Origin of the sequence: Novosphingobium sp. Gsoil 351, from assembly GCF_009707465.1 — a bacterium.
In the GTDB taxonomy this organism is placed as follows: domain Bacteria; phylum Pseudomonadota; class Alphaproteobacteria; order Sphingomonadales; family Sphingomonadaceae; genus Novosphingobium.
Genome location: NZ_CP046120.1, coordinates 2,508,984 through 2,534,705, shown reverse-complemented (window position 1 = coordinate 2,534,705; position 25,722 = coordinate 2,508,984). Strand labels below are relative to the sequence as shown.

The 25,722-nt window shown below is 66.3% G+C and carries 25 protein-coding genes, 1 tRNA gene and 3 pseudogenes; 18 read left to right on the top strand and 11 right to left on the bottom strand.

All coding sequences use genetic code 11. The features are described 5' to 3' along the window. Window positions 1–2: 2 nt before the first annotated feature. Window positions 3–1,031 carry a quinone-dependent dihydroorotate dehydrogenase gene (locus GKE62_RS12285; RefSeq protein WP_154692485.1) on the bottom strand — a complete coding sequence of 343 codons (1,029 nt, stop codon included), beginning with the start codon at window positions 1,029–1,031 and terminating at the stop codon, window positions 3–5. A gap of 328 nt (window positions 1,032–1,359) precedes the next feature. Here GKE62_RS12285 and GKE62_RS12280 point away from each other — a divergent pair, with 328 nt between their 5' ends. The 9 genes and pseudogenes from GKE62_RS12280 (at window position 1,360) to GKE62_RS12240 (ending at window position 8,130) form a co-directional block, all read left to right on the top strand. Continuing rightward, complete coding sequence (locus tag GKE62_RS12280) at window positions 1,360–2,319, top strand: helix-turn-helix domain-containing protein (RefSeq protein WP_154692484.1); 960 nt, start codon at window positions 1,360–1,362, stop codon at window positions 2,317–2,319. A gap of 46 nt (window positions 2,320–2,365) precedes the next feature. Further along, window positions 2,366–2,776 carry an SUF system Fe-S cluster assembly regulator gene (locus GKE62_RS12275; protein ID WP_154692483.1) on the top strand — a complete coding sequence of 137 codons (411 nt, stop codon included), beginning with the start codon at window positions 2,366–2,368 and terminating at the stop codon, window positions 2,774–2,776. A 178-nt stretch (window positions 2,777–2,954) separates the two neighbouring features. After that, the gene (sufB, locus tag GKE62_RS12270; RefSeq protein WP_154692482.1) at window positions 2,955–4,436 is read left to right on the top strand and encodes a Fe-S cluster assembly protein SufB; all 1,482 of its coding nucleotides are present in this window, start codon (window positions 2,955–2,957) and stop codon (window positions 4,434–4,436) included. Next, window positions 4,433–4,648, top strand: a complete 216-nt coding sequence (locus tag GKE62_RS12265) for a hypothetical protein (protein ID WP_154692481.1) — start codon at window positions 4,433–4,435, stop codon at window positions 4,646–4,648. Before sufB ends, GKE62_RS12265 begins: the two co-directional genes overlap by 4 nt. Beyond that, a complete protein-coding gene (sufC, locus tag GKE62_RS12260; RefSeq protein ID WP_154692480.1) occupies window positions 4,632–5,375 on the top strand; it encodes a Fe-S cluster assembly ATPase SufC in 744 nt (247 codons plus the stop codon). The genes GKE62_RS12265 and sufC overlap by 17 nt, the downstream gene beginning before the upstream one ends. Then, entirely contained in the window at window positions 5,372–6,103 is a 732-nt protein-coding gene (locus GKE62_RS12255; protein ID WP_154692479.1) for a SufD family Fe-S cluster assembly protein, read from the top strand. Before sufC ends, GKE62_RS12255 begins: the two co-directional genes overlap by 4 nt. A gap of 41 nt (window positions 6,104–6,144) precedes the next feature. Beyond that, window positions 6,145–7,307, top strand: a pseudogene (locus GKE62_RS12250) (aminotransferase class V-fold PLP-dependent enzyme). Further along, entirely contained in the window at window positions 7,304–7,768 is a 465-nt protein-coding gene (locus tag GKE62_RS12245; protein ID WP_154692478.1) for an SUF system Fe-S cluster assembly protein, read from the top strand. The pseudogene GKE62_RS12250 and the gene GKE62_RS12245 overlap by 4 nt, the downstream one beginning before the upstream one ends. Next, on the top strand, window positions 7,768–8,130 hold the full coding sequence (locus GKE62_RS12240) for an iron-sulfur cluster assembly accessory protein (RefSeq protein ID WP_154692477.1): 363 nt from the start codon (window positions 7,768–7,770) through the stop codon (window positions 8,128–8,130). Before GKE62_RS12245 ends, GKE62_RS12240 begins: the two co-directional genes overlap by 1 nt. Here the strand turns inward: GKE62_RS12240 and GKE62_RS12235 are convergent. Together GKE62_RS12235 and GKE62_RS12230 are read right to left on the bottom strand one after the other, a co-directional pair. Beyond that, the gene (locus GKE62_RS12235) at window positions 8,120–8,551 is read right to left on the bottom strand and encodes a hypothetical protein (protein ID WP_154692476.1); all 432 of its coding nucleotides are present in this window, start codon (window positions 8,549–8,551) and stop codon (window positions 8,120–8,122) included. The genes GKE62_RS12240 and GKE62_RS12235 overlap by 11 nt on opposite strands. Beyond that, a complete protein-coding gene (locus GKE62_RS12230; RefSeq protein ID WP_154692475.1) occupies window positions 8,548–9,201 on the bottom strand; it encodes an EI24 domain-containing protein in 654 nt (217 codons plus the stop codon). Before GKE62_RS12230 ends, GKE62_RS12235 begins: the two co-directional genes overlap by 4 nt. 86 nt (window positions 9,202–9,287) lie before the next feature. Between GKE62_RS12230 and GKE62_RS12225 the strand changes: the two genes are divergently transcribed. Continuing rightward, window positions 9,288–10,283, top strand: a complete 996-nt coding sequence (locus tag GKE62_RS12225; RefSeq protein WP_154692474.1) for an adenosine kinase — start codon at window positions 9,288–9,290, stop codon at window positions 10,281–10,283. Window positions 10,284–10,385: 102 nt separating this feature from the next. Here GKE62_RS12225 and GKE62_RS12220 read toward each other — a convergent pair whose 3' ends face one another. Continuing rightward, window positions 10,386–10,685: a UrcA family protein gene (locus tag GKE62_RS12220; protein ID WP_195908369.1), complete on the bottom strand. Its 300-nt coding sequence runs from the start codon at window positions 10,683–10,685 to the stop codon at window positions 10,386–10,388. A gap of 125 nt (window positions 10,686–10,810) precedes the next feature. Here GKE62_RS12220 and GKE62_RS12215 point away from each other — a divergent pair, with 125 nt between their 5' ends. Next, window positions 10,811–11,710, top strand: a complete 900-nt coding sequence (locus GKE62_RS12215) for a LysR substrate-binding domain-containing protein (protein ID WP_154692472.1) — start codon at window positions 10,811–10,813, stop codon at window positions 11,708–11,710. A 59-nt stretch (window positions 11,711–11,769) separates the two neighbouring features. On the opposite strand, the gene rpsI is transcribed toward GKE62_RS12215, so the two are convergent. The 3 genes and pseudogenes from rpsI to GKE62_RS12200 form a co-directional block, all read right to left on the bottom strand. Further along, entirely contained in the window at window positions 11,770–12,339 is a 570-nt protein-coding gene (rpsI, locus tag GKE62_RS12210) for a 30S ribosomal protein S9 (protein WP_154692471.1), read from the bottom strand. A gap of 2 nt (window positions 12,340–12,341) precedes the next feature. Beyond that, window positions 12,342–12,820, bottom strand: a pseudogene (gene rplM / locus GKE62_RS12205) (50S ribosomal protein L13). Between the two features lie 123 nt (window positions 12,821–12,943). Then, window positions 12,944–13,996, bottom strand: a complete 1,053-nt coding sequence (locus tag GKE62_RS12200; RefSeq protein ID WP_154692470.1) for a COX15/CtaA family protein — start codon at window positions 13,994–13,996, stop codon at window positions 12,944–12,946. Window positions 13,997–14,108: 112 nt separating this feature from the next. Here GKE62_RS12200 and GKE62_RS12195 point away from each other — a divergent pair, with 112 nt between their 5' ends. Beyond that, a complete protein-coding gene (locus GKE62_RS12195; protein WP_154692469.1) occupies window positions 14,109–14,483 on the top strand; it encodes a MerC domain-containing protein in 375 nt (124 codons plus the stop codon). A 70-nt stretch (window positions 14,484–14,553) separates the two neighbouring features. Further along, entirely contained in the window at window positions 14,554–15,564 is a 1,011-nt protein-coding gene (gene thiS, locus GKE62_RS12190) for a sulfur carrier protein ThiS (RefSeq protein WP_154692468.1), read from the top strand. A 38-nt stretch (window positions 15,565–15,602) separates the two neighbouring features. On the opposite strand, the gene GKE62_RS12185 is transcribed toward thiS, so the two are convergent. Beyond that, window positions 15,603–16,061 carry an SRPBCC family protein gene (locus GKE62_RS12185; protein ID WP_154692467.1) on the bottom strand — a complete coding sequence of 153 codons (459 nt, stop codon included), beginning with the start codon at window positions 16,059–16,061 and terminating at the stop codon, window positions 15,603–15,605. Between the two features lie 15 nt (window positions 16,062–16,076). Next, window positions 16,077–16,268: a hypothetical protein gene (locus GKE62_RS12180; protein ID WP_154692466.1), complete on the bottom strand. Its 192-nt coding sequence runs from the start codon at window positions 16,266–16,268 to the stop codon at window positions 16,077–16,079. A gap of 122 nt (window positions 16,269–16,390) precedes the next feature. Here GKE62_RS12180 and GKE62_RS12175 point away from each other — a divergent pair. Continuing rightward, window positions 16,391–16,475, top strand: a tRNA-Leu gene (locus GKE62_RS12175). A gap of 45 nt (window positions 16,476–16,520) precedes the next feature. Beyond that, window positions 16,521–18,077, top strand: a complete 1,557-nt coding sequence (gene tig, locus GKE62_RS12170; RefSeq protein WP_154692465.1) for a trigger factor — start codon at window positions 16,521–16,523, stop codon at window positions 18,075–18,077. Window positions 18,078–18,174: 97 nt separating this feature from the next. Here the strand turns inward: tig and GKE62_RS12165 are convergent, their stop codons facing one another. Then, window positions 18,175–18,375, bottom strand: a complete 201-nt coding sequence (locus GKE62_RS12165) for a hypothetical protein (RefSeq protein WP_154692464.1) — start codon at window positions 18,373–18,375, stop codon at window positions 18,175–18,177. A gap of 357 nt (window positions 18,376–18,732) precedes the next feature. Between GKE62_RS12165 and GKE62_RS12160 the strand changes: the two are divergent. Then, window positions 18,733–19,459 (top strand): annotated as a pseudogene (locus GKE62_RS12160) (ATP-dependent Clp protease proteolytic subunit). 138 nt (window positions 19,460–19,597) lie between these two features. Then, a complete protein-coding gene (clpX, locus tag GKE62_RS12155; protein WP_154692463.1) occupies window positions 19,598–20,860 on the top strand; it encodes an ATP-dependent Clp protease ATP-binding subunit ClpX in 1,263 nt (420 codons plus the stop codon). Between the two features lie 64 nt (window positions 20,861–20,924). Here the strand turns inward: clpX and GKE62_RS12150 are convergent, their stop codons facing one another. Beyond that, complete coding sequence (locus tag GKE62_RS12150) at window positions 20,925–21,866, bottom strand: cation diffusion facilitator family transporter (RefSeq protein WP_154692462.1); 942 nt, start codon at window positions 21,864–21,866, stop codon at window positions 20,925–20,927. Window positions 21,867–22,167: 301 nt separating this feature from the next. On the opposite strand from GKE62_RS12150, the gene GKE62_RS12145 reads away from it, so the two are divergent. Continuing rightward, window positions 22,168–25,623, top strand: a complete 3,456-nt coding sequence (locus GKE62_RS12145; RefSeq protein WP_230206675.1) for a carboxypeptidase regulatory-like domain-containing protein — start codon at window positions 22,168–22,170, stop codon at window positions 25,621–25,623. Window positions 25,624–25,722 lie beyond the last annotated feature (99 nt).

Below are 25,722 nucleotides of genomic sequence, written 5' to 3'. Positions count from 1 at the left end.
CGCTATGCGCTGCCGACCGCCTCGGCAATCGAGGAAAATCCGTCGCGGCGCATCCGGCGCACCAGCCCGGCGTTGATCTGCCGGGCGATGCCCGGACCTGCGAAGACCATCGCCGAGTACAGCTGGACGAGGCTTGCTCCCGCGCGAATCCGCGCCCAGGCGTCATCGGCGGTCGCGATCCCGCCGACCCCTATCAAGGGAATCGCCCCGCCGCTGGCGTCGCGGAAATCGCGCAGGCGTTGGTGGGCGAGGTCACGCAAGGGCTCGCCCGACAGCCCGCCCGCCTCCGCGGCATGGCGCGAGCGCAAGGCCGGACGCGAAATGGTGGTGTTCGAGACGATCAACGCGCCGAGCCGCCGCTCGAGCGCGATCCGGCAGATCGCGTCGATGTCCGTAGGTTCGAGATCGGGGGCAAGCTTGAGAAAGACAGGTGGACCTTCGTCCCCGCGCGCCGCCATCACCGCATCGAGTAGCGCCCCCAACGCACCTTCGTCCTGCAACGCGCGCAGGCCGGGGGTGTTGGGCGAACTGATATTTACCGTCAGATAGCTCGCGACCGGCGCCATGAGCCGCGCCAGTTGCGCATAATCGGCGATGCGATCGGGCGAATCCTTGTTTGCGCCGATGTTGACCCCGATCACGCCCGCCTGCCCTGCGCGGGCCTTCAGCCGCGCCAGCATCGCCTCGGCTCCGGCGTTGTTGAAACCCATCCGATTGATCACAGCGCGATCTTTGGCCAAGCGGAACAGCCGCGGGCGCGGATTGCCGGGCTGGGCCAGCGGGGTGACCGTGCCGACTTCGGCGAACCCGAAGCCCAGGCGCAGCAGCGCGCCAGGCACCTCGCCATTCTTGTCGTAACCGGGCGCGGCGCCGAGCGGACCGGGGAACGCGATTCCCGCGACGGTGGTGCGCAAAGCCGGGTCGATCGGCTGAGCCGGCAACGGCGCCGTCTTTAGCGCGGCGATGCTCAGACCGTGCGCGGTTTCGGCGTCGAGCGCGAACAGCGCAGGGCGGAGCAACGCAAACAGCATCCCGCACGCCTATGGCAGTGGTCCGGGCGTGGTTCAACGCAAGCCGCGTCACACATCTGTAACATAAGGATACGCAACAAAATATTTCGTGAGGCCGGCAATTTGTCGAATCCATACAATTCGCAAATCCACCGGTGGCCTAAGCCACGCCTGCGACCCGAAGGGCTCGGTGCAGAAATGCGGCGAGTTCTCCACTTTAAAAGGGCAGTCCAGCCATTCGTGGCCGGGCTGCCCTTCTTTGTCGGGTACTTGACCCGTCGCGGGCCGGGTTGCGCGCCTTGCCACCTCCGCTTAGACGGATGTCTGGACCTGCCGGTTCGGGACAAGGGTGCGCGAAAAGACCATGGCGCGAGTTTCGATGGCGCGAATGGCGCAGCCCGAAAGGTCGCGCGATGCCCGGCTGACCCAGCAGGGACTGCTTCGGCTCGAACTGTTCCCGCCACCCGCCTTCGTCACGCCTTATGTGACCACCTTCTTCCGGATGCGCTGCGACGAGCGGAGGATTCGCGACGTCCAGCCCTCGTCGCTGGGAATGATGGCGGCGATGGCGCGCGGATCAGGGAAAATGCGCTTCCTCGACGGACGCAGCGAGCCGAGCCACCGCTTCACTTTGCAATCGCCCACGTCCGCCGCCGCGACTTTCGAGGTGGACGGACCGTGGCACCTGTTCGGCGCGGCGCTGACCCCGCTCGGATGGGCGGCACTGACCGGGCTTTGCGCGACGAAGCACGGCAATCGGATTTACGATGGCGGGCAAGTGCTGGGTCCGGCGCTGGCCGAAGCCGCCAAGGGCATCGCTGAGGAGTTCGAGCGGCTTTCGTCCGAAGCCATGGTCGAGCGCTTTTCCGCCGCGATCCTCGCCTCGGTGCGTGCGATCAAGCCGAGTCACGCGCGTTTCGTCAAGATCGCGGGGGAATGGCTCGCGGGCTCGATCGCCCCGGCCGTGGCCGATCTCCAGGCCCGCGGCGGTTGGAGCGCACGTCAGGTCCAGCGCCTGACCGACCGCTATTTCGGACTTCCGCCCACTGCCCTGGCGCGCAAGTATCGGGCGCTGCGCGCCGCGGTGTTGCTTTCGCGTCCGGATCTGACCACCGACGAGATCGCGGCGGTGCAGGATCATTTCTATGACCAGCCGCATATGATCCGCGAGATGCGGCTGTTCGCGGGCCGGACTCCCGCGCGGATCGCCGATCCCGACACCCCGTTCCTCTCCGCGATCATGGACTTGCGCAATTTTCGCGAGAAAAGCTCGCGGCTGGCGCCGATCCCCGACGACTTGCGCGCGTGACGCCGCGTCCCTAGATGGTAATCGGAACGATTCGGTCTGATTAACGATGCGCCTTTCAAACCTAGCCGATTATGCCGTGGTCACTATGTCCGCCGCCGCACGGCATTGCGGCGGAGTGAAGGTTAGCGCAGCGCAACTCGCGGAGGAAACCGGGCTGCCTGCGGCGACGGTGCAGAAGCTGGTCAGCAAGCTCTCCGCCGCCGGCCTTTTGCGCGCCAGCCGCGGCGCCGGCGGGGGCCTCAAGCTCGCCCGGCCGGCCGCGGCGATCAGCCTGGCCGACATCGTCGAGGCGGTCGAAGGCCCGATCGCGCTGACCGCCTGCGTCGAAGCGGGCAAGCACGATTGCACGCTCGAAGGAACTTGCTCGGTCCAGCCGCACTGGAGTGCGGTCAACGCCGCGATGCGCGGGGCGCTGGCGGACGTGCCGCTCACCCGGTTGGCAGAATTGGCACCATGATGGTTTTCACACAAAGGCACGAAGGCACGAAGATGTGGCGCTCGCGGCGAAGCCGCATTGCCAGACCGATGGCAAGCCCTGGCGCTGAGGTCGGGCTGGATAAAATGGCCTACGGCCAGGAACGACCTCTTCGTGCCTTCGTGTCTTCGTGTGAACCCATTTTTCTGGGGAATGCGGCATGACCGACACCGTCATCCTCAAGGACCAGGCCGCGCGCGATGCCGCCGATCGCGTCGCCGACTACGAGCACGGCTGGTCGGCCGACATCGCCACCGATTTCGCACCGAAAGGCCTGTCCGAAGACACCGTCCGGTTCATCTCGGCCAAGAAGGCCGAGCCCGAATGGATGCTTGAATGGCGGCTCAAGGCCTATCGCCACTGGCTGACGATGACCGCGCCCGACTGGGCCAAGCTCAATGTCCCGCCGATCGACTACCAGGACGCCTATTACTACGCCGCGCCCAAGGCCAAACCCAAGCTGGGCAGCCTCGACGAGGTCGATCCCGAGATCCTGCGGGTTTACGAGAAGCTGGGCATTCCGCTCGAGGAGCAGAAGGTTCTCGCCGGAGTCGAGGGGGCGCGCAAGGTCGCGGTCGATGCGGTGTTCGACAGCGTCAGCGTCGCCACCACCTTTCGCGAGGAATTGAAGCGTGCCGGGGTGATCTTCCTCTCGATCAGCGAGGCCATCCGCGAATACCCCGAGATGGTCCGCAAGTGGCTGGCCAAGGTCGTCCCGGTTCACGACAACTACTTCGCCGCGTTGAACAGCGCGGTCTTTTCCGACGGCACCTTCGTCTACATCCCCGAGGGTGTGCGCTGCCCGATGGAGCTTTCCACCTACTTCCGGATCAACGCCGAGAACACCGGGCAGTTCGAGCGCACGCTGATCGTCGCCGACAAAGGAAGCTACGTGAGCTACCTCGAAGGCTGCACCGCGCCGATGCGCGACGAGAACCAGCTTCACGCCGCGGTGGTCGAACTGGTCGCGCTCGATGATGCCGAGATCAAGTATTCGACCGTGCAGAACTGGTACCCCGGCAACGCCGAAGGTCTGGGCGGGATCTACAACTTCGTCACTAAGCGCGCGCTGTGCCAGGGCAAGCGCAGCAAGGTGAGGTGGACCCAGGTCGAGACCGGCAGCGCGATCACCTGGAAGTACCCGAGCTGCGTGCTCAACGGCGAAGACAGCGTGGGCGAGTTCTACTCGGTTGCGGTGACCAACAACCACCAGCAGGCCGACACCGGCACCAAGATGATCCACAACGGCAAGCGCAGCCGCAGCACGATCGTCAGCAAGGGCATCAGCGCGGGCAAGTCGAACAACACCTATCGCGGACTGGTGCGCGTGGCGCCCGGCGCGGAAGGCGTGCGCAACTTCACCCAATGCGATTCGCTGCTGCTGGGGAGCGACTGCGGGGCGCATACTGTGCCATACATCGAGGTAAGGAACCCCTCGGCGCAGATCGAGCACGAGGCGACCACCAGCAAGATTTCCGACGACCAGTTGTTCTACGCCATGCAGCGCGGGCTGGGGCAGGAAGAGGCGGTCGCGCTGATCGTAAACGGCTTCGCCAAGGAGGTGCTCCAGCAGCTGCCGATGGAGTTCGCGGTCGAGGCGCAGAAGCTCCTCGGGATCAGCCTTGAGGGGAGCGTGGGGTGATGGGCCATGATCGTTGCGACGGCCACCAGAATGGCGATTGCGGTGCCGTAAAGCGCGCCAACGCCATTGACTGCGGCGGCATCATAGATGGTGGAACCGGTGTGGCGATTGCCAAAGGCGTCAAGCAACTGCTGGTGAATGGCGCCCCCGTGATCGAGCAATCCCATGAATTCGTCATAGAAAAAAAGAAAACTAATGCTCCAAATCGATAACCTCCACGCCGACGTCGGTGGCAAGCCGATCCTCAAGGGGCTTTCGCTCGCCATCGGGGCGGGCGAGATTCATGCGATCATGGGGCCGAACGGGGCGGGGAAATCGACGCTGTCGTATGTGCTCGGCGGCCGGCCGGGGTATGAGGTGACTTCGGGTTCGGTCACGCTTGAAGGGCAAGACCTTCTGGCCCTCGCCCCCCACGAGCGCGCCGCCGCGGGGTTGTTCCTGGGGTTCCAGTACCCGGTCGAAATCCCCGGCGTGTCGTTCGTCCAGTTTCTGCGCGAAAGCCTCAATTCCCAGCGCAAGGCGCGCGGCGAACCCCCGCTGTCCGGCGCCGAATTCCTCAAGCTGGCGCGCGAAAAAGCGGCGCTCCTGAAGCTCGACATGGACATGCTCAAGCGCCCGGTGAACGTCGGCTTTTCGGGCGGCGAGAAGAAGCGCGCCGAGATGGTCCAGATGGGCATCCTCGATCCGGCGCTGGCAATCCTCGATGAGACCGATTCGGGCCTCGACATCGATGCGCTGCGCGTGGTCGGCGACGGGATCAACGCGATCATGCGCCGGCCCGAAAAGGCGGTCCTCCTGATCACCCACTACCAGCGTCTGCTCGACTACGTCCGCCCCGATTTCGTCCATATCCTGTCGGACGGGCGGATCGTGAAGACCGGCGGGCCCGAACTGGCGCACCGGCTCGAGGCCGAGGGATACGAGGCGGTCGCGGCATGACCGTCCTCGCGCTGCCCTCCCGCCGCGATGAAGATTTCCGCTACGCGGACCTGGAGGCACTCGCGCCGTTGTGGCCGGTCGCGGTCGAGACGATTGCGGTCGCGGCGGGGGAGACGGGCGCACTGACGATTGTCGCCAGCGCCGAGGCGCCGGTGCGGTCGCTTTCGATTGTGCTGGAAGCGGGCGCGCGGTTCGATCTGCGCATCCTCAACGCACGGGTCGCCTATGGCCGCATCGCGCTCTCGGTGTCGCTGGGCGAAGGCGCGGACTTCATGCTCGGCGCCGCGCAGTTGGGCGGCGCGAGCGAAACGTTGGAGATCGTCACCACCGTGACCCACGCCGCGCCTAACGCGACCAGCCGCCAGACGATCCGGTCAGTCCTCGCCGGCCACGCCACCGGCACCTATCTCGGCAAAGTCGCGGTGGCGCGTGGGGCGGACGGAACCGACGCGGCGCAATCGGTGCGCGCGATGCTGCTCGACCGCACCGCGACCGCGAACGCCAAGCCCGAGCTCGAAATCTACGCCGACGACGTTAAGTGCGCGCACGGGTGCGCGATCGGCGAACTGGATGCGCAGGCGCTGTTCTACATGGCCAGCCGCGGGATTCCGCCCGGCGAGGCCAAGCGGCTGATGCTCCAGGCGTTCATCGCCGAGGCGTTCGTCGGCGCGGCGGACGAGGAAGCGCTGACCTCCGCGGCGCTGGCGCGGCTGGAGGTGCTGGTGTGAATACACTCACCAAAGTTCCGCTCAGGACCGGGGTTGGGAATTTGGCGCGGGATTTCCCCGGCCTCGCCAACCTCGACGGCTCGCGCTGGCACTACCTCGATTCCGCCGCCACCGCGCAGAAACCCCAGGCCGTCATCGACGCGACCACCGGCGCGATCGGGGCGGACTACGCCACCGTCCATCGCGGGGTCTACACCCGCTCGGCCGAGATGACGCTGGGCTACGAATCCGCCCGGCGGGGGGTCGCGTCGTTCATCGGCGGGCGCGAGGACGAGATCGTCTTCACCCGCGGCGCGACCGAGGCGATCAACCTGGTCGCCTACCGATATCCCAACAAAGGCCGGGTTCTGCTCTCCACGCTAGAGCACCATTCGAACATCGTGCCATGGCAACTCGCGGGTTGGCAGATCGATGTCTGTCCGCTGACCCACGACGGCCGGATCGACCTCGACGCCGCCGAGGCGATGCTTACCCCTGAGCACACAATGGTCGCGTTCGCGCACGTTTCCAACGTGCTGGGGAGCGTGCTCGACGCCAAGCGTGCCGCCGCCCTGGCGCATTCGGTGGGCGCGAAGCTGCTGCTGGACGGCTGCCAGGCGGTCCCGCGGATGCCGGTCGACGTCGCCGCGCTGGGTTGCGACTTCTACGTTTTCTCAAGCCACAAGCTCTACGGCCCGACCGGGATCGGCGCGTTGTGGGGGCGTGCGGACCTGCTCGAGGCGATGCCGCCGTGGCAGGGCGGCGGGGCGATGATCGAGCGGGTGACGTTCGAGCGCACCAGCTTCCTCCCGCCGCCCGCGCGGTTCGAGGCGGGCACCCCGGCGATCGTCGAGGCGATCGGACTGGCCGCGGCGATCGACTATGTGAGCAGCGTTGGCCTCGAAGCGATCCACGCGCATGAGACGGCGCTGGTCCGCCAGACCCGTGAAGCACTGCGCTCGATCAACTCGGCAACGCTGTTCGGGCCCGAGGACGCCGCCGGCATCGTCAGTTTCACGCTGCAGGGGTGCATCCGCACGACCTGGGCACCATATTGGACGAAGAGAACGTCGCGATCCGCGCCGGGCACCATTGCGCGCAGCCCCTGATGGAGCATCTCGGCGTTCCCGCCACCGCGCGGGCGAGTTTCGGGCTGTATTCGGATGAAAGCGATGTCGCGGCGCTTGTCCGCGGGATCGAACGGACGATGAGGATTTTCGGATGAGCGGTTTCGAAGTTGAGGAAGTCGAAGGCATCGCCCCGCCGCCGCGGGCGCGCGTGGATGTCGACGAGACGCCAGCCGAGAAGCTCAGCCGCAAGCGCGACTACCTCGACGGGTTCCTCTCGGCCAAACCTCCCGCAGTTTCCGCCGACCAACCCGGCGGAGCGATCTACGACGGCGTGATCGACGCGCTCAAGGAAATCTACGATCCCGAAATCCCGGTCAACATCTACGAACTCGGGCTGATCTACGGCGTCGAGGTCAGCCCCGAGGGCGACGTCACGGTGGCAATGACGCTGACCACGCCGCACTGTCCCGTCGCCGAATCGATGCCCGGTGAGGTCGAACTGCGCGTTGGCGCGGTCCCTGGCGTGCGTGACGCCGAGGTCAACCTGGTGTGGGAACCCGCCTGGGACCCGGCCAAGATGAGCGACGAGGCCAGACTCGAACTGGGGATGCTATGATGAGTGCGAACATTGGGACCATTCGGCCCCGCCCAGCCGCGGTGGCCCTCACTCCCGCCGCCGAGGCGCGCGTGGCCGAGCTGATGGCCAAGGCGCCCGAAGGCGCGATCGGGGTCAAGCTTTCGACCCCGCGTCGGGGCTGCTCGGGCCTCGCCTATTCAGTCGACTATGTGACCGAGGCTGCCGCGTTCGACGAGAAGATCGAGACCCCCGGCGGCCTGTTCTTCATCGACGCCGCCAGCGTGCTCTATCTGATCGGCAGCACGATGGACTGGCAGGAAGACGATTTCGCCGCCGGGTTCGTGTTCGCCAACCCCAATGCCAAAGGCGCCTGCGGCTGCGGCGAGAGCTTTACGGTCTAGGAGCGCGCAGCGCGGCGATGCACGCCGCGCGATCGACATCCTGGCCGTCGCTCGCCCGCCGCGCGTCGATGTAGGTCGCAAGCGGCTCCCTGCCTTCGACCGGCGGATAGAGATAGGCGTCGAGCACGCAGGCCGTTCCGGAAAACTGCAACTTGCGCGCGTCGCCCTCGATCACGTCGAGGCGCGGCTTGCCGAACTGGCGGATAAGTCCCGCGGCGTCGTTGCCGATCACGCCTTCGACGCCGGGAACGAACTGCGGGGTCGCGTTGACCGGCGGCTTGCGCGAGGGGCGCACGCGGGTCGGGACCGCCCTGGTAGCCGCGGGCCGGGAAATGCCGGTCGAGGCTGGTTTGGCCACGGGAGGCGTGGTCGCGCACCCGGCCAGCGTCACCGCCAGCAACGCGGCCGAGACGCGAATCATGACTTGCGTCGCCGATGGACGATATGCGTCGCAGCCGCCGCGCCGAGCACCGGGGCGACGAGGTTGACGAACGGCACGATCAGGAGCGCGACCACCACCCCGCCGAGCAGCGTCCGCTTCGCAAATCCCGGCAGGGGCGCGTTGCCCGCGTCGTCGCGATGGCGCAGCGCCACCATCTCGGTCAGCTCGCGTCCGAGCAGCACCGCGTTGACCCCTACAAACACAAGCGCGGTGCCGACCCCGGTCACCAGCAGAAGCAGCGCCACCGGCAGCGCCACCAGATTATAGCCCAGCGTCCGGCCAAGGCTACGCAGGCCAACCCGCACCTCCTCGCGCCAGCCCAACGCGCGGGCGGAAGCGGCGGCAGAGGGATAGTGCCGGGCTTCGACCGCCTGGACCACCTCGTCACCGAACAGCTGGAGAACCGCCAGCGCGACGATACGGAACAGGAACCATGTCGCGAACAACGCCAAGATCCCGGCGAGCGCCAGGGCGACACCCTCCACCCTTGCGTAGGCGGAAGCTGCGTAGACCAGTCCCCCACCCAACACCGCAAATACCGCCACGGTCAGCGCCAGGCTCTTGGCCAGAACCGCCAAAATCCTGCGGTCGCCAAGCTGGCCCAGCGCGAGGGAGAAGGCAGTCAGCATCGCAGCCGCAACTCGCCCGCCAAGCCTTGCCTGTCAATGCGATGGCGGTTAGGCGCGCCGCTTCCCCTGCCCCGACCGGAGACCTCATGACCGCCCCCACCTTCGACGTCATCGCCATCGGCAACGCCATCGTCGATGTCATGGCCCCGGCCGAAGACGCGACGATCGAGCGGCTCGGCCTCGCCAAGGGGGGAATGACCCTGGTCGATACCGCGCGCGCGCAGGAACTTTACGACGCGATGGGCCCGGCCAAGGAAATCAGCGGAGGATCGGCGGCCAACACCCTGGCGGGGCTGGCCGCACTGGGGGCCAAATGTGCGTTCATCGGTCAGGTCGCCGACGACCAGCTCGGAGAAGTCTTCGCGCACGACGTCCGCGCCGGCGGGATCGCCTACGCCACGCCGATGCGCGCGGGAGATCCGCCGACCGGCCGGTGCCTGATCTTCGTGACCCCGGACGGGGAGCGGACGATGAACACGTTTCTGGGCGCGAGCCAGTTCCTGCCGCCGGTGGCGCTGGACGAGACGCTGATCGCCAGCGCCGCGGTCCTCTATCTTGAAGGCTACCTGTGGGACCCCGAGGAGCCCCGCCGGGCCATGCGCCGGGCGATCGACGTGGCGCGCGCCGCCGGACGCATGGTCGCTTTCACCGCCAGTGAAAGTTTCGTGATTGAGCGCCACGGCGACGATTTCCGTGATCTAATCGCAGAGGGGATGATCGACATCCTGTTCGCCAACGAGGGTGAATTGGCGACGCTGACCGGCGAGAGCGACTTCGAGGCGGGGGTCGCAAAAGTCGCCGCCAACGTGCCGGTCCTGGTCGCAACTCGCGGCCCCCACGGCGCAATCGCGATTGCCGCTGGCAAGCGCGCAGAAGTCGCCGCCGAGCCGATCGCCAAGGTGGTCGACACCACAGGCGCGGGCGACCTGTTCGCCGCTGGATTCCTGTCCGGCCACGTCCGCGGCCTCCCGCTAGCCGATTGCCTGAAACGCGGCGCGATTTGCGCGGCGGAAATCATCAGCCACTACGGCGCCAGGCCCGAGGGCGACCTAAAGGCGCTGGTCGCAGCTCGCACCGGCTGACCTGAAAAGCAAAGCGCGCCGCGGCGCTTCGGTCCCGGCGCGCTTGCTTTTGCATCAGTCCTGCTTGCAGGACCGACGCGGCGGAGGCCCTTTGGGATGCGGTCAGCGGTTTGCCGCTGCAACCTCCACCGCGATGCCGCGAGAGGCCAGCGCCGCAGCGCGTTGAGGCGCCACTTCGGCGTGCTTTGCGCGAACGCAATCCTTGGCGGCGCGCTCTTCGGCAAGGAGCCGATTCTGCACCTCGACCCCGCACGCGTGTTCGATCGCGTGCGCGATGCGGCGATCCAGGGCCTTGCGGCCAGCGGTTCCGGTGAGCTGCAAATCGCCGTAGCCGACGGTCACGGAAGGATTGTTGCCGCTAGCCGCGACGGGGTTCGAGAATGTGGCGGCGGCGAGCGTCAAGGCGAGTACTAGGGCTTTCATGGCGGTGATCCTGTTTCTGTGGATGACCCTTCAGTGCCTTGGAAGGCGCCGCGCCACCAACAAAACGGTGGACCTGATATACAAGTATGACTTATGTATTGGGAATGGCTCGCCTACCTCCGCTCGCCGCCGTTCGCGCCTTCGAGGCGGCGGCGCGGCACGGCAATTTCAGCCGGGCGGCGGAAGAGCTGGCGATGACCCAGGCTGGGGTCAGCTATCAGATCAAGCTGCTCGAGGAACGGCTCGGGGCCAAGCTGTTCGCGCGATCCGGTCGCAATCGGGTGCTGACCCCGCTGGGCCAGCGGATCGCTCCGCGCGTCAGCGAGGCGTTTGCCGGGCTCGACGCCGCGTTCGCGATGGCACGCAGCGAGAATGAGGCGGTATTGACGCTAACCACGTCGCGGACCTTTGCGTTCAATTTCCTTTCAGCCCGGCTCGGCGGCTTCCAGCTCGCCCATCCCGATCTGGCGGTGCGGCTCGACGTATCCGATCAGCTCCACGATCTTGCGAGCGGTGAGATCGACATCGCCATCCGCGGCGTCCGGCGTCAACCTGAAGGGGTCGCCGTACACTTCATCGCACGCCAGGTGTTCACGCCTATGGCCAGCCCCGGCTTCCTCGCCACGCACCCGATCGCTTCTCTCGCCGACCTCGCCGGTGCGCCGCGGATCACCCCCGACGACGAGTGGTGGGATCTACTGCTCGGCGATGGCAGCGCGGCGACAGGTGGGGTGCGTTTCGATTCGCAGTCGCTCATCGGCCAGGCGGCGATTGCGGGTCACGGCGTGGCGTTGCTCAACCCGATGATGTTCACCCGCGATCTCGCCGAGGGCCGCCTCGTCGCGCCGCTGGCCGACGTTGCCTACGACGACCGCGCTTTCTGGCTGTGCTATGCGCCGCACAAGCGAAGCTTGCGGAAAGTCCGCGCGTTTCGCGAGTGGCTGCTCGGCGAGGTTCGCACTGCGGTGGGCGACGATCCGCATCGGGTGCTCGTTCCCGCTTGAACGCAAAAGGGCGGCCCCGCGGGACCGCCCTTTCGTGTTCTCGGCGTGGCTTCGGTGGATCAGCGCTTGCTGAACTGGAAGCTCTTGCGTGCCTTGGCGCGGCCGTACTTCTTGCGCTCGACCACGCGGGGATCCCGGGTCAGGAACCCGGCGGCCTTGACCGCGAGGCGCAGCTGCGGCTCGAACTTGCTGAGCGCCTGGCTGATGCCATGCTTGACCGCACCGGCCTGACCCGAAAGCCCGCCGCCCTTAACCGTAGCGATCACATCGTACTGGCCGGCGCGGTCGGAGATCTGGAACGGCTGGTCGATTACCAGGCGCAGCGTGGGCCGCGCGAAGTAGACTTCCTGATCGCGGCCGTTGACCGTGATCTTGCCGGTGCCGGGCTTGAGCCATACGCGAGCGACCGCATCCTTGCGGCGGCCGGTGGCGTAGGCGCGGCCCTGCGCGTCGACTTCCTTGTCGCGCAGCGGCGCGAGCGGGCCACCGCGCGGGAGCGGCGGAGCAGCGACGATCACGTCGTGGTCGTCGGCGGCGACCGCCGGTGCGGCGGTGCTGGTGGCGCCGGTCAAAGCGCCCAGATCGGCGAGATCGGAAACGGTGTTTTCAGTGTTCGGGGTGTCGGCCATGATTACGCGCCCACCTTGTTCTTGCGATTGAGCGAAGCGACATCGAGCGTTTCGGGCTGCTGCCCGGCGTGCGGATGGTCGGTGCCGGAATAGAGGTGCAGGTTCTTCATCTGCTGGCGGCCCAGCGGCCCGCGCGGGACCATCCGTTCGACCGCCTTTTCCATCACGCGCTCGGGAAAGCGGCCGTCGAGCACCTTGTCGGCGGTCACTTCCTTGATCCCGCCGGCGTACCCGGTGTGCTTGTAGTAAGTCTTCTGCTTCAGCTTGTTGCCGGTCAGCTTCACCTTGTCGGCGTTGATCACGATGACGTGATCGCCGCAATCGACGTGGGGGTGTAGCTGGGCTTGTGTTTGCCGCGGACGAGATCGGCGCAGATCACCGCGAGGCGACCGACGACGAGGCCTTCGGCATCGATCAGATGCCACTTCTTCTCGACCTCGGCCGGTTTGATCGACCGGGTCTGCGTGCTGAGCGCCTTCATGAAAGGACGGTCCTTATTTCTACAAGATTTTCGCACATCGCGCGTTGGAAGCGGGGCCTGTGGCGATTGAGGGCCGGCAAGTCAAGCTTTTCCGGGGGTTTGCGGAGAGGTAAAACAATACCGCTAAGTCCGCGCGCGCGCTCCCAACGCGTGCGCGCCCCATGCCGTGGCGCCCACCAGCGCCGCGCCGGTCAGCTGGTGGAGCACCGCGAGCCAAAGCGCCATCCCGCTCATCACCGTGGCGATCCCGAGCAGGATCTGCACGCCAAAGGCGGTGTGCAGCGCGATCGAAGCCAACCGTGCGCCATGCGCGCGCAGCTTGCGGCCCATCACCACCAGCACCGCGACCACCGCAAAGGCCCACCAGCGGTGGATGAAGTGGATCAGGAAGGGATCGTCGACGAATGCCGCCACGCCGCGGCTCCAGTCGATGCCGTCGGGAACCAGCCGCCCCTGCATCGCCGGCCAGTCGCTTGCCAGGTAACCCGCCCGCCAGCCCGCCATCAGCGCGCCATAGACAAGCTGGATCGCCAGCATCGCCAGGGTCAGCGCCGAAAACCCGGTCAGCCTCGCCGCCGGTTGGCGCCGCGCGAGGCCCCGCAGATCGAGCGCGGTCCAGATCATCCCGGCCATCGTCGCCAGCGCGGTGACGAGGTGGATCGCCAGCCAGTGCGGCGCCACCAGCGTCCGCCCCGACAGCCCCGAACGGACCATCAGCCACCCGAATGTGCCCTGCAACCCGATCAGTGCGAGCAGCGCGAACAGCCGCGGCGCATAACCCTTCGGGATTGCGCGGCGCCAGGCGAACCATGCGAATGGCAGTGCCATCGCCAGCCCGATCGCGCGCCCGAGCAGGCGGTGAAGCCATTCCCAGAAGTAGATCGACTGGTACTGCGCCAGCGTCATCCCCGCGGGGCCGTTGACCTCAGTATACTGGGGAATGCGTTGGTATGCGGCGAATTCGGCCTGCCATTGGGCGTGGCTCAATGGTGGGAGGATGCCGGTCACCGGCTTCCATTCGACGATCGACAGGCCCGATTCGGTCAGCCGGGTGATGCCGCCCACGACCACGATCCCGGCGATCAGCGCGGCGACCGCGAACAGCCAGCGGGCGAGCGCGAGCGGCCGCCCGGCACTGTGCCGCAAGTCACCCGCCACTCGCGTATTCCCAGCCATCGCCACCATAATCCCCGTGCCCCTGCGGCGCGTCCCGGCAAAGCGCAAGCGATTCGCGCGATCGCGCCGACGCAGCTTGCATAATGATATACTGTTACATATATGGCGAGCCATGGCCGAGGCTTTCAAACTGATGCGCGATCGATTCGATCGCGTGGGAATCCTCCTCAGCGGGCTGTGCGCGGTGCATTGTGTGGCGACGCTGGTGCTAGTCGCGGTGCTGGGCCTTGGCGGCGGGTTCTTGCTCAACCCCGCGCTCCACCGCGTCGGGCTGGCGCTGGCGATCGCGGTCGGCGGGATCGCGCTGGGCCTGGGCATCGCGCGCCACGGCCGCCGCGAGCCGCTGCTGATCGGCGGCGCGGGGCTTTCGCTGATGAGCCTGGCGCTGATCACCGGCCACGGACCGGCCGAAGCCGCGCTGACAATCGCCGGGGTTTCGCTGGTCGCGTTCGCCCACTGGCGCAACGTTCGCCACCTCAGCGCCTGAGCGTCCTGCAACTTCAGCTCGGTTGGTTAGGCAATTCCCATCCTTCGCGGCTTGTCCTAATGCCGCGGCGATGACCACCAGCGCCACCACCTCGCTCGCCCTCACCGTCAACGGCGAACTGCGCCGCGCTCCGGCCGGTGCGACCGTCGCCGATCTCGTGCGCGAGCTGGGCCTCGATACGGCCAAGGTCGCGGTCGAGCGCAATGGCGAGATCGCTCCGCGCTCGACGCTGGGCGGCGTGCTGCTCACCGACGGCGATGTGCTGGAGATCGTCCACTTCGTCGGAGGCGGCGACCACCCGCTGGCGCTGGACGACGACACCTGGACCGTCGCCGGTCAGACTTTCCGCAGCCGGCTGATCGTGGGCACCGGCAAGTACAAGGACTTCGCCCAGAACGCCGCCGCGGTCGCCGCCAGCGGGGCGGAGATCGTCACCGTCGCGGTTCGCCGGGTCAACGTCAGCGACCCCAAGGCGCCGATGCTGACCGACTTCATCGACCCGCGCAAAGTCACCTACCTGCCCAACACCGCGGGCTGCTTCACCGCCGACGAGGCGATCCGCACGCTGCGCCTGGCGCGCGAGGCGGGCGGGTGGGAGTTGGTCAAGCTCGAGGTGCTCGGCGAGGCGCGCACGCTCTACCCCGACATGCGCGAGACGCTCAAAGCCACCGAGGTGCTGGCCCACGAGGGCTTCAAGCCGATGGTCTACTGCGTCGACGATCCGATCGCGGCCAAGCAACTGGAGGCGGCCGGGGCGGTCGCCGTGATGCCGCTGGGCGCGCCGATCGGCAGCGGGCTGGGCATCCAGAACCGGGTGACGATCCGCCTGATCGTCGAGGGCGCGAGCGTGCCGGTGCTGGTCGACGCCGGGGTCGGCACCGCCAGCGACGCCGCGGTGGCGATGGAGCTGGGCTGCGACGGCGTTTTGATGAACACCGCAATCGCCGAAGCCAAGGACCCGATCCGCATGGCCCGCGCGATGAAACTGGCGGTCGAAGCGGGCCGTGAGGCCTATCGTTCGGGACGGATGGGAACGCGGAAATACGCCGATCCCAGCAGCCCGCTGGCGGGGTTGATCTAGCAGCGCAAGAGATGCGGCTTGCGGACTGCAGGTCTGTCCTATTTGTACATCCCCTCCCGCAGCACGACCCCGTGCTCGACCCACGCCTTGAGCGCCGACAGCATCTGCGACCAGCCCATGCAGTTGCCATAGCTGGCGTCGAGCCCGGCCTGGGTTTCGCTCCAGCCTGACTCGGCGATCTCGACCTTGGTGCGGGTGTCGCCGTCGAGCGGAGTGAAGGTGAAGGTCACCGGGTTGGTCTCGCCGGTCGGCTTGCGGTCCTCGTTGCGGCCCCAGCGCAGGACGATGCGCTCGTTCGGCACTGCCTCGACCACGTCGACCGGGAACGCGCCGGGGAAGTCGGCGAAGTCCCATTGCACGGTCTTGCCCGCCTCCAGCCGCCCGACCGCGCCGCCGGTGGTGAAATAGGCAGACAGTTTCGCCGGATCGGCGACCGCATCGAACACCTCGGCCGCCGGGCGCGAGACGATTGCGAACACCGTGAACTTCAGGTCCATCGTCGCCCCTCGCGCCTAGTTCCCGGGAATCTCCGGCACTTCGCTGGGCGCCGAATCGGGCTGGATCTGGTCGGGCTGGCTGGGCTGGACTTCGTCGGGCTGCTGCATCGGCTGCTCGCTGGGGGTCTGGTGCGCAGGGCTTTCCTGCGGCGATTGCGGTTCGATGATGTCGGGGCGCGGCATCTGCGGCTGTTTCGGGTCGGACATGGCATCAGCCTCCTCTCTACCCGCGTTAAACGTGCCGTCCGCGCGCTTCGTTCCGCGCCCGTCATCCGCCTTGCCCTTTGCGGGAACTGCCGATAGAGGCCGCCGTTCATTTCGCGACCTGAGCGGGCGTGGCGGAACTGGTAGACGCGCCAGATTTAGGTTCTGGTATCTTCGGATGTGGGGGTTCGAGTCCCTTCGCCCGCACCATCACCGCCATCCGCCAGGCTGGATGATACGGAAAGCTTTGACGACATGCAGATTGCCGAAACCGCCAGCGATGGCCTCAAGCGCGCCTTCGCGGTGACCATTCCCGCCAAGGAGATTGCCGCGCGGATCGATGGCGAAGTCAAGAAGATCGCCCCGCAGGTCAAGATGCCCGGTTTCCGTCCGGGCAAGGTGCCCGCCAATCTCGTCCGCAAGATGCACGGCGCCGCGCTCCACCAGGATGTGCTCAACGCCGCAATCCGCGAGGCGATGGACAAGCTGGTCCGCGACAACAACCTGCGCCCCGCAATGCAGCCCGAAGTCGCCCTGGGCGAAGGCTATGAAGAGGGCAAGGACGCCGAACTGGCGGTCGCGCTGGAAGTGCTGCCCGAGATCGCCGCCCCCGACATCACCGGGCTCAAGCTGGAAAAGCTGACCGTGCCGGTGAGCGATGCCGAGGTGACCGAGGCGGTCGCCAAGATCGCTTCGGGCCAGAAGAGCTTCGTCGCGGCCAAGAAGGGCAAGAAGGCCGCGACCGGCGACCAGGTGGTGATCGACTTCCTCGGCAAGCTCGACGGCGTGCCGTTCGAGGGCGGGGCCGGCGAGGACACCCCGCTCGAACTCGGCGCGGGCCGCTTCATCCCCGGCTTCGAAGAACAGCTCGTCGGCATGAAGGCGGGCGAGGACCGGGTCATCGACGTGACCTTCCCCGCCGATTACCCGGCCGAAAACCTCAAGGGCAAGGCGGTCACGTTCGACGTGACGGTCAAGGATGTGAAGGTCGAAGGCGAAGCCAAGCTCGACGACGAATTCGCCAAGTCGCTCGGCCTCGAAAGCCTCGAGCAGTTGCAGGGCCTGCTGCGCGGCCAGCTCGAGCAGGAGACCGCCGGGCTCACCCGCACCGCGATGAAGCGCGCGCTGCTCGACCAGCTCGCCGCGGCGCACGATTTCGACGTGCCGCCGTCGATGGTCGAGGCCGAATTCGAGCAGATCTGGCAGCAGCTCCAGCAGGAAGCCGCGGGCGAGGACGATCCCGCAGCGGCCCGGCTCGAGATCGAGGGCGACAAGGACGACTACCGCGCGATCGCGGTGCGCCGGGTCCGCCTCGGGCTGCTCCTCTCGGAGATCGGCCAGGCCAATGGCGTCCAGGTTTCGCCGCAGGAGATGGAGATGCTGATCCAGCAGGCCGCGCGCCAGTATCGCGACGAGGATCGCGACCGGTTCGTCGAGTACATCCGCTCGAACGCGCTCGCCGCCGCGCAGCTGCGCGCCCCGCTGTACGAGGACAAGGTCGTCGACTTCCTGTTCGACAAGGCCGAAGTCAGCGAACGCCAGGTGACCCGCGAGGAATTGCAGGCCGCGATCGAGGCGGACGAAACTCCCGCCGTCGCGGCCAAGCCGGCGAAGGCCAAGAACGCGGCCAAGGCTCCCGCGAAAAAGGCAGCCAAGGCCGAGGCCGAGCCAGCACCCGAGCCTGCGCCTGCGAAGGCGCCCGCGCCCGCCAAGAAGCCTGCGGCCAAGAAGGCCTCGGCCGCCGCGCCGGTGGCCGCCAATGAAGACAAGCCCGCCCCGGCGAACAAGAAGCCGGCCGCGAAGAAGGCCTGACCGGGCCGACGGGCCAGCCGATACGAAAAAGGCGGGGACCGCTCCCCGCCTTTTTTGTTGCCGGCGCGCGCTGGCGCCGGAATGGCGTTCGCCGCGATTACGGGCTGTCGGGCTTGTTGTTGTCGTCCACGATCAGGAAGATGCCCACGCCGAGCGCAACCACCAGCGCGACGATCAGCAGCGTCGACATGCCACCCATCTCGCTCGCGCCTTCGAGCGGAGCCGTGGCCCGTGCGAGCGCCGGCGCGGCGGTTGCGAAAAAACCAGCAGCAGCCGCAAAAGTATTCCTGATACGCATCGATTTTCCCTCCTTAAAACGGCAATCGCCGCGGTCCCTTTACCCAGACGTAGAACGTCTTCCTAAACAGTTATGACAACGGCAAGTCAACCATGCAACTTTCATCATCCAAAATGGAGCTTTCCGAGAATTTCTCGGGGAGCGGTGCATTTTGCACGATGAGGTGATGGCCAATTCGTACCGATTCATTCCGCTTCGAAACGGGCGAGTCTCGCAGCCTAGGCTGGCGGACCTTGCGGTTTCGCCGCCAAATGAAAAGAGCGGTGCATTCAATAGCCGCCAAGCGGTTAACGCTCTTGAACTCCCCGCGCTGCGTCGCGACATAAGCCGCCAATCGAGACGAGAGGGCATTTCTTCATGATCGACCTGTTCGGCGGCGACGCCCACGGTTCACGCTACGGCACCCAGGGCCAGTTCACCCGCGATCCGATCACCGGCGCGCTGGTGCCGATGGTGATCGAGAACACCAGCCGCGGCGAGCGCAGCTTCGATATCTTCAGCCGGATGCTGCGCGAACGCATCGTGTTCGTGACCGGCGAGGTCGAGGACCAGATGGCCTCACTGATCGTCGCCCAGTTGCTGTTCCTGGAAAGCGAGAACCCCTCCAAGGACATCTCGATGTACATCAACTCGCCAGGCGGGGTGGTCACCGCCGGCATGGCGATCCACGATACGATGCAATACATCCGCCCGCGGGTCTCGACCGTGTGCATCGGCCAGGCCGCAAGCATGGGCAAGCTTCCTGCTCGCCGCGGGAGAGCCGGGGATGCGGATCGCGCTGCCCAACGCGCGGATCATGGTCCACCAGCCGTCGGGCGGGGCGCGCGGCATGGCCAGCGACATCCAGATCCAGGCGCGCGAGATTCTCCGCCTGCGCGAGCGGCTGAATTCGCTCTATGTCAAATACACCGGCAAGTCGCTCGACGAGATCGAGAAAGCGCTCGATCGCGACACCTTCCTCGAGGCCGACGAGGCCAGGGACTTCGGGATCGTCGACAAGGTCTTCGAATCGCGCCCGGCGAGCGACAAGGACGGCGAGGACGCCAAGGACGCCAAGGACGCCAAGGACGGCAAGGAAGCGTAAAGGCTGGCGCTTCAGCCCGGCGAAAGGTGTTGTCGCTAGGACGGCGAAGCTGGCGCGGCGTGCGCCGTATGTTGATTAAATGCGGTTGGTGACTACAGTCGCCGAGTCTTGCCCTTCGCGGGCGCCACAGGATCGAAGATGACCAAGCTTTCCGGATCGGACACCAAGAGCACGCTTTACTGCAGTTTCTGCGGCAAATCGCAGCACGAGGTGCGCAAGCTCATCGCCGGGCCGACGGTGTTCATCTGCGACGAATGCGTCGAGCTGTGCAACGACATCATCCGCGAAGAGACCAAGGCAGGCATCGCCGGGAAGAAGGACGGTGGCGTACCCAGCCCGCGTGACATCTTCACGACGCTCAACGACTATGTGATCGGCCAGGACCGCGCCAAGCGGGTCCTCTCGGTCGCGGTCCACAACCACTATAAGCGCTTGAAACACAGCGGAAAGTCGGGCGACGTCGAGCTGGCCAAGTCGAACATCCTGCTCGTCGGCCCCACCGGCAGCGGCAAGACGCTGCTCGCCCAAACGCTGGCGCGCACGCTTGACGTGCCGTTCACGATGGCCGACGCGACCACGCTGACCGAGGCCGGCTACGTGGGTGAGGACGTCGAGAACATCATCCTCAAGCTGCTCCAGTCGAGCGACTACAACGTCGAGAAGGCGCAGCAAGGGATCGTCTACATCGACGAGATCGACAAGATCAGCCGCAAGGCGGAGAACCCGTCGATCACCCGCGACGTGTCGGGCGAAGGCGTCCAGCAGGCGCTGCTCAAGCTGATGGAGGGGACCACCGCCAGCGTGCCCCCGCAGGGCGGACGCAAGCACCCCCAGCAGGAATTCCTCCAGGTCGACACCACCAACATCCTGTTCATCTGCGGCGGGGCGTTCGCGGGGCTGGAAAAGATCATCGCCGACCGCCTGCAGAAGCGCTCGATCGGCTTCGGCGCGCACGTCGCCGATCCCGACAAGCGCCGGGTGGGCGAGCTGCTCCAGAAGGCCGAGCCCGAGGATCTGCTCAAGTTCGGGCTGATCCCCGAATTCGTCGGCCGGCTACCGGTGATCGCCACGCTCGAAGACCTCGACATCGCGGCCCTGGTCAAGATCCTGTCCGAACCCAAGAACGCGCTGGTCAAGCAGTACGCCAAGCTGTTCGAGCTGGAAGACGTGGGCCTGACCTTCACCGCCGACGCGCTCGAGACGATCGCCAAGCGCGCGATCGAACGCAAGACCGGCGCGCGCGGCCTGCGCTCGATCGTCGAATCGATCCTGCTCGACACGATGTTCGACCTTCCGACATTGGAAGGCGTCAGCGAGGTGGTGGTCGACAAGGACGTGGTCGAAGGCCGCAAGGAACCCGTCCAGGTGCTGAGCGGCGACCGCAAGGAAGAGGCGGCCTAGTTCGCTTCTACTCCGCGTTGCTTCGCGACGGGGAGGATTGGGCCAACTCATCCGTCGGCGGCGTTCAGACCACCCCCGCCGGTTCCAGCGCGCACTCCGCCTGCGTCTCCACCTGGACCGTCGCGTGGCCGATTCCGAAATCGTGCATCAGGTCGTGCGCCAGGGCGTTGAGGAACCCGTCGCCGGGATGCCCGGCGGGGACCACCAGGTGCGCGGTGAGCGCGGTTTCGGTGGTGCTCATCGGCCAGATATGCAGGTCGTGGACCGCGCTCACCCCCGGCCGCGCGGCCAGGAACGCGCGCACCTGGGCTTCGTCGATCCCTTCCGGCACCGCGAGCAGCGCCATCTTCACGGCATCCTTGAGCAGCCCCCAGGTGCCCCAAGCGATCACCGCGACGATGGCCAGGCCGGTGACCGGATCGATCCACGACCGGCCGGTCCACACCACCAGCAGCCCGGCCGCGACCACGCCCGCGCTGACCGCGGCGTCTGCGGCCATGTGGAGGAACGCGCCGCGGATGTTGAGATCGGTCTTGCGCCCGCGCAGGAACAGCAGCGCGGTGGCGGTGTTGACCACGATCCCGGCGGCGGCGACCGCGATCATCGTCTCGCCCGCGACCGGCTGCGGATCGCCCAGGCGGCGGAGCGTTTCGACCAGGATCGCGCCTAGCGCCGCCAGCAGCAGCGCCGCGTTGGCCAGCGCCGCCAGGATTGAGCTGGACTTGAAGCCATAGGTGAAGCGCTCGCTCGGCGGCCGCGCGGCGAGCACGCTGGCGCCCCAGGCGATGAGCAATCCGAGCACGTCCGAAAGGTTGTGCCCGGCATCGGCGACCAGCGCCATCGAGCCCGAGACGATTCCCATCCCCGCCTCGAGCAGAACGAATCCGGTGTTTAGGATCACGCCCAGCGCAAACGCGCGGCCATGGCCCGACGACGCCGCGCCGTGCTCGTGGCCGTGCCTGTGCCCGCGCCCTTGCCTTTGCCCGTGATCGTGATGAGCGCCCATGGCGGGGTGGTAGCGGGCCGGAACGGCAATGTCAGGCTCTCGCGACTGCTGACAGCGTTGTAAAAATGCCGCAGTGCGGCAAAATTCGCGCGCCGGCTCCGAATGCGCCGAAATCCGCCAATCCCGCGGCCGGGGCCGGCTGGTTCTGTAACAATCGGATTCAAATCCATTCTGCGAAGCAACAGACTTGCCCGCGGGTTCGTCCCAAGCGTTGATCGGGTTTGAGCTGTCAACAGCGCGTCACAAATCGCGTTTCAGGGGAACCCAGTGTCTTTGTAAGAGCCTTGGCGGGCGTGCTCGGATGCGAGTCGCGCGCAGGATTTACAAAATTTTCCGACGGGTCGCCGGGTGCACCGGCAAATTGGGGTTCGACGACATGCAGCTCAAGTACTTCCTCGCCGCCGGCGCAGCCAGCCTCTCGCTTGCCTGCGGCCTCGCCGCCCCGGTCCACGCGCAGGAGACGACCTCGCAGATCACCGGCACCGTGACGAGCGGCGGCGCCCCCGTCGCTGGGGCGACCGTCGAGGTGCTCGATACCAACACCGGTGCGGTCTCGACCGCGACCTCGACCGCCTCGGGCGGATTCACCGTGTCGGGCGTGCGTGCGGGCGACACCTACACCGTCACCGTCCGCGCGCCGGGCTACGATGATGCCCAGGTAACCGACATCGTCACCGTCGCCGCCCAAACCTATAACCTGCCGGTAGATCTCGTCGCCGAAAGCGGCGGCAACGTCATCATCGTCAGCGCCGGGCGCCTCGCCGGGGCCGGCTCGGTTAGCCAAGGTCCAGTGACCGTACTGGGTATCGAGCAGATCAAGAACGTGGCCTCGGTCAACCGCGACATCCGCGACCTATCGCGCCGCGATCCGTTCGCCCGGCTCGACGACACCCCCACCGGCGGCCGCGCGATCAGCTTCGCCGGGCAAAATTCCAAGTACAACAAATTCTCGGTCGATGGCGTGCCGATTACCGACAGCTTCGGGCTCAACACCGACGGTTTGCCGAGCCGCCGTTCGCCGATCCCGTTCGACGCGATCGGCCAGTTCCAGGCCAAGGTCGCGCCGTTCGATATCCGCGAGGGCCGCTTCCAGGGCGGATCGATCAACATCGTCCTGCGTTCGGGCACCAACGAGTTCCAGGGCACCGGGTTCTATGCCTATTCGGCCGACGAGCTGACCGGCAAGGAGACCAAGCCGGGACCGGGAATTCCGACCGGCAGGGTCACCCTGCCCAACTTCATTTACAAGAACTATGGCGCCGAACTGTCCGGCCCGATCATCAAGGACAAGCTGTTCTTCATGATCGCGGGCGAGCGGGTCCGCTCCAACCAGCCGATTCCCGAGGGCCCGGTCGACAACAATGCCGGAACCCAGATCCCGACGCTGACCCAAGCCCAGGTCGACAACATCACCGCCATCGCCAAGAACAGGTACGGCTACGACACCGGTGGCGTGCTGCAGAGCACCGGCGACAAGGACGACCGCCTGGTCGTCAAGCTCGACGCCAATCTATCGGACACCCAGCGCGCCTCGCTGACCTATACCTATGCCAAGGACGCGCTCAACATCGGGGTCAACAACTTCACCACCGCACCCCCGGGGCTGAGCCTGGCGTCGAACGACTACGTCCAGTCGAACCGTCTCCACACCGGAGTATTCCAGCTCAACTCCGAATGGACCGACGAGTTTTCGACCGAGGTTCGCGCGTTCTACAAGGACTACGTGCGGGGCCAGGACCCGGTGCTCGGCCGCGGCTTCGCCCAGTTCCAGGTTTGCACCGCGCCGACCTCGGACCGCACATTGGCGGGTGCAGCGGCATCCGCCAACATTAGCTGCCCCACCGGCTTTGCCCAGGTCAGCTTCGGCCCCGACGTCTCGCGCCAGACCAACGCGCTCAACAACCAGACCTACGGCGGGGTAATCCAGGCGCGGCTCCAGCGCGACGACCACGATCTGCGCATCTTTGCCGATTTCCAGGATACCAAGACGTTCAACTCGTTCCTGCAACGCTCGTCGGGCGATTATTATTTTGACTCGATCGCCGACTTCCAGGCCGGCAACGCCCAGCGCTTCCGTTACGGCAACGCCGTGCCCTCATTGGTGCCGGAAGACGCGGCAGCCAAGTTCCGCTACCAGGCGTTCGCCTTCGGGATCGGCGATACCTGGCGGATCAGCGACATCCTGACTCTGTCGTATGGCGCGCGCTATGATCTATACGGGGGCGAGAGCAAGCCGGCGCTGAATTCGGTCTTCACCAGCCGATACAACTTCTCCAACACCAAATACCTCGACGGGCTCGGCGTGTTCCAGCCGCGCCTGGGCTTCACCTTCAAGCCGACCTCGACGCTGTCGCTGCGTGGCGGCGTGGGCATCTTCGCCGGCGGAACGCCCGACGTTTATGTCTCGAACAGCTTCTCGAACACCGGGGTGCTGACCAACACCATCGAGATACAACAGGCCAACAACGGCACCTACACCGGCACCGGGCTCCCCGCGGGAACAGGCGCGGCGGTGCTGACCAACGTCAACGGCGCGATGATCCCGGCCTTGGCCAACGCCTATCTGCTGGGCGGCACGGTCTCGGCCAACTCGCCAGTCAATGCGCTCGATCCAAACTTCAAGCTGCCCTCGCAATGGCGAGCGACGCTGTCGGCCGACTGGCAACCCGACGAGCTTGGACCGCTCGGCGGCGGGTGGGACTTCGGTGCCGACATCCTCTATTCGAAGGTCCGCAACCAGGTGTTCTTCACCGACTTGCGGGTTCGTCCGAACGGCTTGGTCACCCCCGATGGGCGCGCTCGCTACACTCCGATCACCGCGTTCACTGACACCAATTCGGACATCCTGCTGACCAATTCGAAGAAGGGCCGCAGCTATGTCGCGATCGCCCGGGTCCGCAAAGACTTCGATTTCGGGCTGAACCTGGGCGCGAGCTTCACCTACCAGGACATCAAGGATCAGAACCCGGCGACCTCGTCGACCGCGGGGTCGAACTATGCCGCCGGCGTCTCGCTCGATCCCAACGGCCCGGCTTACGGAATATCGAACGACCAGGTAAAGTACGCGTTCAAGGGCGATCTGACCTTCGACCACGCGTTCTTCGGGGACTACAAGACGACGATCGGACTGTTCGGCGAAAGCCGCCAGGGCCATCCTTACAGCTACACGATGCGCGATCCAGCGGCGCGATCGACGGTGTTCGGGACCATCGGTTCGGGCACCCGCTACCTGCTCTACGTGCCGACGGGGATCAACGATCCGAAGGTACAGTATGCCAACACCACGATCGCCTCGCAGGTCGATGCATTCATCACATCATCGGGGCTAGCCAAGTATCGCGGCATGATCGCGCCGCGCAACGCGTTCAACTCGAAGTGGATCACCAAGGTCGATCTTCACCTTTCGCAGGAATTGCCCGCGTTCGTCACTAGCAAGTCGCGCTTCACGCTGTTTGCCGATGTCGAGAACTTCACCAACCTGCTCAACAAGAAGTGGGGCCAGATTCGCGAGTACGCCTTCCCCTACACCCCGGCGCCGGTCACCGTCTCGTGCCTGACGACCTCGGGCAATGTCACCCCGGCCCCCGGTGTAACGCCGACCGGAACGGCGGCGGCCAACGCCTCTCAAGCCTGTGCGCAGTACCGCTACGACGCCAACACCAAGGACGCTTCGGGCAACTTCGTGGCACCCAGCGACACGATCTACGCCCGTCAGTCGCTTTACACGATCCGCATCGGAGCTCGCGTGAGCTTCTGATTCCCGTCGATGAGCTTGCGAGGCGCGGGAAGGCATAACGCCTCCCCGCGCCTTCGCTTTTTGCGACGGGCCGCTTCCCTGCTGTGCAAACCGTCACAC